Source organism: Micromonospora sp. CPCC 206061 (assembly GCF_036906915.1).
In the GTDB taxonomy this organism is placed as follows: domain Bacteria; phylum Actinomycetota; class Actinomycetes; order Mycobacteriales; family Micromonosporaceae; genus Phytohabitans.
The window spans coordinates 1-7,966 of sequence record NZ_JBAKHX010000155.1 but is presented as its reverse complement, the minus strand read 5'-3'; the positions used below and the strand labels follow the sequence as shown (position 1 = coordinate 7,966).

Sequence of the window (7,966 nt, the reverse complement as noted above, 5' to 3'; positions counted from 1 at the left end):
CATCCTCGGCCGCCCACATAGGACCAGGTCAGCCAGCATCCCCGCGACTACGCAATCGCCCTGCTCCTGGTTGGGCCTGCGCTCACGGTCGAGAAGAGCCTAACGATCTGCCGGAACGGCACGGCAGCGGCCAGCCCCGATGGAAAGCTCCTCGCCATTCCCGGCACCGACACCGTCGCCCTCTACGACGACAGCGGCGATCAGGTCACCACCGTCGCGCTGCGACGCTGGCCCGACAGCTCCGGCAGCGCGGTCACCTTCTCCACCGATGCCGACTGCCTGTTGGCAGTCTGCGCCGGGGAAGCCCGGGGCACCGCCGAGGTCCGCACATTCGATGGCGTCGCCGACTGGGCCCTCACCGCGACGGTCATTTTCCCGGTGACCAACGACGTCTTTCCGACCATGTGGACCCATCCGCACCAATCCGCCTACCTTGTGAGCGTCGGCGCCGGACAAGACGGGCAGTGGTCTTGGTGGATCAGCGACGACAAGGCGCTGGCGGCCACCGAGATCAAGGCGCTGAGGGATCGGGCGGTGTGCGGTATCACCACCAACCCAGACACGGCCCTGAGCGTGCCTTGGGCCTACGGTGAAGAAATCGCCTGGCACGATCTGCCCAGCGGAAACGTCATCCGACGCGTCGACCCCGCTGCCATCGTCGGCGGCGACGACGACGACGACGACGAGATTCAACACACCGTCGACCTCGGCAACGGGTGCCTGCTCGTCATTACCAGGGAAGGCCACGCGCTCAGGGTCGATCAACCCAACGGACGACCGATCATCACGGCCCGCATGCCCGCGACCGACGCCCAATCCCCGTTCGGATGGGCCGGCGGAACCACTGTCAGCACCAACGAGCTGCTGCTTTGGGACCACGACGGCGGGATCGCCCTGGCCAGCCTCACCACTGGAGGCGAAGATAGCACCGTCGATGCTTGAACCGTCCGGTCATCGGCAGGTCCCCGCAGCGTGGTCAACGCAACGCTGTCAACAGCAGATCAGCTCAGCGCGCGCAGCGCGGCAAATCAGTGAACATCACGGACGACTCCGGTCGCGGCTCGTGCCATCGGCAAATACGTTGGCGGACGACAGGCGGAACGGGAAGGATTCACCACGGGGTGACTCACGTGCAGACGCGGCTGCGGCAGATACGAGTCGACGCGCGGACCTTTGTGTGGCGCGCCGAGATTCATCACGTACAGGGCAGCGGCGATTGCCACCGATGCATCCGCGTTCGCGCCTGGGGCGCGGACAAGACCAGCCAGGCACTCCAGGCGGATCTGCTTTCGCTGGCCTGGCCGGCACCCTGGGGAGCATGTGCGACAGACGGCGCCTACCCCGCACCCGCCGACGTACGGGCGGTCATCAGCTACGGCCTGGAACACGGCTGGCAGCCAGAGCTGCGGGGAGGAACGTTCGTGCTGTCCGAGCGCGAGCACGCGGCCCGGTTCTCCTTGCCCGGCTTTCTGCTCACCGATCGCTTGCGCACGCCGGAAAGCGCGGACCCCACGGCCCGAGTAATCCGCGCCTACGACGCTCATCGGCAAGGCTGACGGGCTACCGCCCATCGGTATGACCGAGCGTCGGGCCTTCAGATCTCCATCACGTTAGGTAACGATCGACCAGCGGCATGAGCGTGCATGAGATCAAGCGGTCCGGACAGCCGAATGCCCGGGTTCAGACCGTTGGCCTGTAGGGGTCGGAAGGCGGGACGATCGAGCGGTACGGTCGTACGTCGTGGGATATTCACCCTTCGGCGTGCGGCTGTGGCGACTGCTGTCGCACCGTCGGCGGACCTTCGCCACGTCGATCGAGCACATGCGGGCCAACCTGGCTCGGAAGGCTGGCGTATCCAGCGCGGAACTCGCCGCAGTCATGACTGGCGGTGCGTCGCCGAGTCCGGATCTCGTCGGGAAGTTGGCACCGGCACTCGATATCCGTACCGCCGACCTGTTTGTCATCGCTGGACTGCCAGTGCCGGACGAGCTTGCCTCAGCGTGGCCGACATCGCCGCGGGATGTGGGCTCGATCCTTCGCGCCGCGCTCAGCATGAACGCGAAGCAGCGCAGCCAGCTGGAGGCGTTGGTCAGATCGCTACCAGTACAGCCGCGTACCGAGTCCGCGCCGGCCGACGACCTCCTAGACACCCCAGGAGCACTGTTGGTGCGCCTGCTCCGCAACCGCAATATCCGTCCGCGTCCGTACATCGCGTGGCTTCTCAACGCGGTCGGCGACGGTCCGTACGTCTCCGACTCCACCATTGCGCAATTGGGCACTGGCAGGGTCGTGATCACCCCGCAGTATGTGACGGCGTTCGCCTATCTCCTTGGCTACCGGCCCGGAGACGTGGTCGCACTGACCGGAGTCGGGCCAGTCGTGGAGGGTGCGAGAGTCCACCCGGAGCACGCGGAGATCGCTGCGTTGGCCTGGCGGGCGAGACAGCTCAGCAGTGATCAACTGAGCTACGTCATCGCCGAGGCTCAGACCATCCGAAGCGCCTGACCTACCAAGATCCACTGTCCTTAATTCGGCAGATGAGATGACATGCATCGGCTTCGTTCGGTGTCGCGGGGTCGGTGAGCTGACCCGGAGGGTGTACACCGGTCGGGGTATTGACGGCCGTGGGCTTTGGGGGCCTCCTCGGCTCAAACGCATTGCTGCGTTGGGACATCTGTCGTGTCGGAGCTCGAGGAGGCCCTGATGAGGATCGTAGGCGGGGTGGATATCCACCGGAAGCAGTTGACGTTCGACTACGTCGAACCGGACACCGGTCGGTGGGAACGGGGTCGGATCGTCCCGGCCGACCGGGAACACCTTGCGAACTGGCTGACCCGGTTCGACGGCGTCGACGACGTGCACTTCGCGATGGAAGGCTGCACCGGCTGGCGATACGTCGCCGAGCAGATGCGCGCCGCCGGCGTGGTCCCACACCTGGCCGAACCAGCCGACACCGCCGCGCTGCGTGGGCGTAAGCGGCGGGCCAAGACCGACCGGGCCGATGCCCACCATCTACGCCAACCGCTTGCCGACGGCCGGCTACCCGGCTGCTACATTCCGCCGTCACCGGTGCTGGAATGGCGGGCCCTGCTGGAGCTCTACCACGACCTGCGCACCCAGCACTCCGGGTGGGCACAGCGCGTCCACGCGGTCTGTTTCCACCAAGGCGCCACCGCGCCCGGACAGGCCGGGGTGATCCGCGGCGACCGCCAACACCTGGCATCCATTGTGGAGGACCAGCTGTCGCCGGTGGGCAGGCTGCAAGCCAACACCGCCCTAGCCATCATGGACGTCCTGGCCGACCATCTCGACCGGCTCCGTCAACGGCTGCTGGCCACCGCCCGACACGTGCACGGCGCCCGCGTACTCATGCACGAAATCTACGGTGTCGCAGGCATGACCTGCCTGGCCTTGTGCGCCTGGCTCGGCGGCGCCGGCCGGTTCAGCTCCTCCCGCAAAGCGGTCCGGTTCGTCGGCCTGGATGTCACCGTGCACTCCTCGGACAACAAACGCAGTCCCGGCCTGCTGTCCCGGCAAGGCCCTGAGGTGCTGCGGTGGCTGCTGTTCGAGGCGGCCAAGACCTCCGCCCGCGCCAGCGCACCCGGCTACAGCTACTACACCACCGTGCGGGAGCGCGCTCCTGCGGATCCGCGCCCGCATCCCTGCGCGAGGCACATCCTCGCTAAGCCATTCTTCCCGAACGATTACTGCAGCGGCGGCGACGCCCTCTAAACATCTAGCCCGACAGCCGGCACACCCAATCGCCCAACCACTATGGACATTGTGATGTTGTACGTGTCGCCGGCATGGCACTGGGACCGTACCCGGCTAGCTGCCCGATGCCGAGCAGGAGTGCATTAAACGGCTGGGAACGGGACTCGGTGGATCGCCAAGCCGGATCGTCAGGTCGTCGCCGAGGACAACAATGTCGTCGACAGTGAGCGTGCGGATCCGGGGCAGCGGCTGGCCGAACAGCAAAACGGCGGCCCAGCCGCTGGGAGGTTTCAATTCCCCTTCCGAGCGATGCGTGCGCCGATGCCGAGTCGGCTGATCTTAGATTCGGGAGCTGCGTCGCTCTAACGTCCACACGTAGTACCACGGTCCGTCGGCTACCTGCGACCGCTTTACGCGTGACTCGGCTAGGGATTCGATGACCTTCCACAAACCGCCCCCGGCTCCGAGGACGGACGCAGCGTCGACCAGCGCCGGACCGTATACTGCCGCGAGAACAGCGGCAACGGTGCCTGTGGTCGCGCCAGTCATGGCCACAGACCGCCGCTTCTTGATTTCAGTAAGGCCGGACCGGATTTCGCGGATACCGTCGGCGATCTCCAAGCCTATTTTTACGAGATCTCGGTCCATTTGCTCACTGCACACGGCCGTGTCGAGATCAAGAAAGCGCCCGCGCAGGAAGTCTCGGAAGGCTTGATAGGAGTTCAGTTCATCCACCGTTATACGGCTGAAGTCTCTCATGTTGACGCCGTCAACGTATGGAAGTTCGATCCGAAGAATCGGGTGAACGAGTTGACTCACGATCGGGTCCTCTGCGCCGAGGACAGTGGCTATGCGGTCGCGGACAAGATAGGTTACGATCTCAGACTCTCTGATTGGCTCTTGCCACTCCGTGGTCCAGAATGATCCGCGCGCTCGGTAATCGCTTGTGAGGTAGGCTGGCAGGTAGGCGAGAAGACCCTGTCTTAACAGGTCGCGGCAGTCGAGAATCCATTGCCCTAGGTCCGCAAGGTCGTCACAACCTATATAGACATCCGTCCAATGTCGCGATGGTTCCTCCGAGATGTCGGACGTCGGATCCGCAAATCTGTTGTACGTGCCTGCATGGCGAACAGTCCTCCCATTGACATCAGACAGTAGTAGGGTATCGGAGACCAGAACGCCTCTTTTCGTAAGGTCCGATCGGTCCCCGGGCTCTCCCATGAAGCCGATGTTAAACCTACATCCGGCGGTACTGAACGGTGAAGTTCTCAGCCCGAGCGGATTACTATGCCATTCATAAAGATGCATCGCGTAGTCTCTGGCGACCTCGGAGAGCGACACATGGCGTTCGGGTTTTGTTCTGAAAAACGACCGAGTAAACCTTGCCACCGATGGGTTCTGCGCCGGCGTCCGCTTGAAGCCAAATACCATTTGGAGCACAACCCCTTCCGGCCTTCCCGAGTCTAGGATCACTGCTGCCTCGCCTGCCAACGTGTTCAGGCGGTCGCCGGCACGCGGGCTCGAACAATATTAGCTAACGGGAACCAGCCGTTACGGACGTACCGATAATGGCCTTGAGGGCTGCCGGCCGCGTTCGGGCGCCGTGACGCCGTGTTCGCGGCCCGTAGTCGCGAGCCTCGGCGAAGGACGTCCATTGTGCGTCGGGCGCGGCAAAGGTCGCTGAAGAGTGGACCGATCCGGGCTCGGGACGCGTTCAGCCTCACCGGCTGATGAGTTTGGTGTTCTCGACGAGCAGTCGCTGGTTTAGGTTCTGCGCCGCGCTGAGGTCGGCCTCGGCGCTGTGCAGCGCTACTCGAAGTGTCGACCTGCCGTTGCAGGTCGACGACCACCTCGTCGGGAGGTAGCCGGCCACTCAGAATGCCGGTGGCGGCGCTGGCGAGTTCGTGGACCCGCAGCTTCCGAAGTTCGGTGTGGGCGGCGTTGAGGTCCTGCCGCAGCTGATGGTTCTGCTCGATGAGCATGGCGTTCTCGGTGCGCAACGCCAATTCGGCAGCTGACTGGGCGATGGTGTCCTGCCGTGCGGTGTCGTCGGCGAGGACGGCGCGATCTGTTCGGCGTGGAGTTTGAGGTCGCGGTGGCGCTGCAGGTATTGGGCGTTGACACCGGCCCGTCGGGTGGTATCGGCATCGCAGAGCGGAGTCCGTCGGCAGCGCATGTCGTCGATGACCACCGTGACGCGGTCGCGGCAGCGTTGGCTATCGGCGCATCGCCGTTCGGCGGCGGCGGCGCGGCCGGCCTGTAGGACCTCCGCGCGCTGTCGGCTGGCGCGGGTCGTGGTCACCGTGGTCGTCCTGGACCGTTGTGGACCCCAGCCGGGTCGAAGGTTGGCTAATCCAGTTTCTGTCATCGGTGGACAGCCCTTTAGGGCTGGCCGAGGGCCCGCCAGTTCTGAACATGCTCAGGGCCCATTGTCGGGCCCGGGCGGCTGCTCCTGTCTGGTGCCGGGGGTGTCGCCGGGCGGGGGCGTTTCGTGGATGGATGGGTCCGGGCAGATCACGTACGGCAGTCCGGGGTGCGGCACAGCGGACGCCCCGGGCCATGACGGCCTCATCGGCCACGCGGCCCCCGCCGGCATGGCGTAGGCACCGGGCCAGGCCGGCGGGGGCCGGCGCGGGACGAAGTAACGGCTTGCCGGCGGCACAGCCAGGAGCACGACGACCGCGATGACAAGCAACACCTCGATGCCGAAGCCGACAGTCATACCAAGGAAGAACCCGTCCTCGAACGGCAACGTCTGCGAATAGAGCGTCTCGATGAACCGCGACTCCTCCCAGGGCTCCTGGCCAACATACGGACCCTCTGAGGGTTCCTCAGGGGCACCGGCCAGGAAGATCGGGGCGAGCGCCGCACCGCCGAGGCAGGGCGCGGCACACAGCAGCAGGTGGGCGCCCGCCGCGACAAAGACCAGGATGCGCGCGACGTTGCTGCCCCGCAGCACCGGCACCGCGGTCGCCGCGAGCCACACCCCCACAGCGAGGATCATGACGCCCATGACCACCGAGGTGACGATGTTGCCGACCCGCTCGCCGCTCACCTCCTCCGGGTCGGCCTCGGGAACCAGCTCGACGGCGCGGGAGATCTGCCCGTCGAAGTACACCGCGTAGGCAACCACCAGCCCCACCATGAGCAGCAGCGCCAGGACGGCCGCGAGTTGGAGCCAGAAAGCGACGGTCACCGACGCTGGGCGCGGCGCCCGCGGTTGACCCGCCCCTTCACCGCAAACAACCGGCCATAGGCAAAGCTCTGCGTGGTGACGCCGACGGGAGGGGACGGGCGCCGTCGTGGCGAGTTGACCGATCAGTGCGGCGCACACGTCAGCTGTCGCGGTGCGTGGGCGCTGGGCAGGACTACCCTGAGTACGCCGCCGTGGTGCAGATCGACTTGGTTGCCCTGATCGTTGAAGAGTACGACCCTGCGATTTCGTCTTTCGCCGGCGTACTCGGGTTTGACCTCGTCGAGGACTCTCCTTCGCTGACCAATGACGGGCGACCCAAGCGGTGGGTCGTCGTCCGGCCGCCGGGCGCCCAGACCGGGATTCTGCTCGCCCGCGCAGACGGAGAACACCAGCGTGCCGCTGTCGGTAACCAGGTAGCCGGCCGGGTCGGGTTCTTCCTCCGCGTTGACGACTTCGACGCCGCATACCTGCGCTTGGCGCAGGCGGGTGTCACCTTTGTGCGGGAACCGCGGACCGAATGCTATGGCCGGGTCGCGGTCTTTCTCGACATCTCTGGTAACCGGTGGGACCTCCTCGGCGCCACCTGACGTCGCCGCACCTGCCAGCCCGCAGCGCCAAGGTCGCATGTCCTGATCTGCCGCTGAGTAGCGTTGACGTGGTGCTCTTGTCGATCCGGACCTACATCCTGGCCTTCGCGATGTGATCGGCTACGTCGGCGAAGTTCACCGAGCCGCGCGTGTCCACGCGCACAACGTGGCCGACGCCGAGAGGCTCTGCCTCTGCTTCCCACCGGGGCAGGCATCGGCGAGTTGGCGCTGGTCATCATGGATGTGGTGGCGTTGGCAGGCCGCATACCGGCACTTCGCGACGTGAGGCGGCACCTCGCACCAGACCTCAACCACACTGGCCGGCATGCACCGACGAAGGCCGGCTTCGACCAAACGCAGGTCCCTGGGCTTGAACCACCAGGACTCCAGCACCACGGAGCCGGACTGAGCTTCCCCCCGTAGGCCGGACACCCGAGGTGTGGGGTCAACGGTCGTGATCAGACGGGGT

The 7,966-nt window shown here is 65.7% G+C and carries 8 protein-coding genes; 6 read left to right on the top strand and 2 right to left on the bottom strand.

Features of this window, described 5'->3' with window-relative positions; all coding sequences use genetic code 11:
- Positions 1–378: 378 nt before the first annotated feature.
- The 4 genes from V6V89_RS40615 (at position 379) to V6V89_RS40600 (ending at position 3,732) form a co-directional block, all read left to right on the top strand.
- The gene (locus V6V89_RS40615; RefSeq protein ID WP_334625044.1) at positions 379–942 is read left to right on the top strand and encodes a hypothetical protein; all 564 of its coding nucleotides are present in this window, start codon (positions 379–381) and stop codon (positions 940–942) included.
- Between the two features lie 188 nt (positions 943–1,130).
- Entirely contained in the window at positions 1,131–1,556 is a 426-nt protein-coding gene (locus V6V89_RS40610) for an integrase (RefSeq protein ID WP_334625043.1), read from the top strand.
- A 184-nt stretch (positions 1,557–1,740) separates the two neighbouring features.
- A complete protein-coding gene (locus V6V89_RS40605) occupies positions 1,741–2,505 on the top strand; it encodes a helix-turn-helix transcriptional regulator (protein ID WP_334625041.1) in 765 nt (254 codons plus the stop codon).
- A gap of 198 nt (positions 2,506–2,703) precedes the next feature.
- The gene (locus V6V89_RS40600) at positions 2,704–3,732 is read left to right on the top strand and encodes a transposase (protein WP_334625040.1); all 1,029 of its coding nucleotides are present in this window, start codon (positions 2,704–2,706) and stop codon (positions 3,730–3,732) included.
- A 321-nt stretch (positions 3,733–4,053) separates the two neighbouring features.
- Here the strand turns inward: V6V89_RS40600 and V6V89_RS40595 are convergent, their stop codons facing one another.
- Positions 4,054–5,187, bottom strand: coding sequence for a hypothetical protein (locus tag V6V89_RS40595; protein ID WP_334625039.1), 1,134 nt, complete (start codon positions 5,185–5,187; stop codon positions 4,054–4,056).
- A 604-nt stretch (positions 5,188–5,791) separates the two neighbouring features.
- Here V6V89_RS40595 and V6V89_RS40590 point away from each other — a divergent pair.
- Positions 5,792–5,977, top strand: a complete 186-nt coding sequence (locus V6V89_RS40590) for a hypothetical protein (protein WP_334625038.1) — start codon at positions 5,792–5,794, stop codon at positions 5,975–5,977.
- Positions 5,978–6,133: 156 nt separating this feature from the next.
- On the opposite strand, the gene V6V89_RS40585 is transcribed toward V6V89_RS40590, so the two are convergent.
- The gene (locus tag V6V89_RS40585; protein ID WP_334625037.1) at positions 6,134–6,910 is read right to left on the bottom strand and encodes a hypothetical protein; all 777 of its coding nucleotides are present in this window, start codon (positions 6,908–6,910) and stop codon (positions 6,134–6,136) included.
- Positions 6,911–7,101: 191 nt separating this feature from the next.
- Here V6V89_RS40585 and V6V89_RS40580 point away from each other — a divergent pair, with 191 nt between their 5' ends.
- Entirely contained in the window at positions 7,102–7,497 is a 396-nt protein-coding gene (locus V6V89_RS40580) for a VOC family protein (RefSeq protein WP_442935319.1), read from the top strand.
- Positions 7,498–7,966: the final 469 nt, after the last annotated feature.

What these genes read in the sequence shown, in the direction of transcription:
- V6V89_RS40600 (WP_334625040.1), top strand. Translation starts at nt 2,704, where the DNA reads ATGAGGATCGTAGGCGGGGTGGATATCCACCGGAAGCAGTTGACGTTC.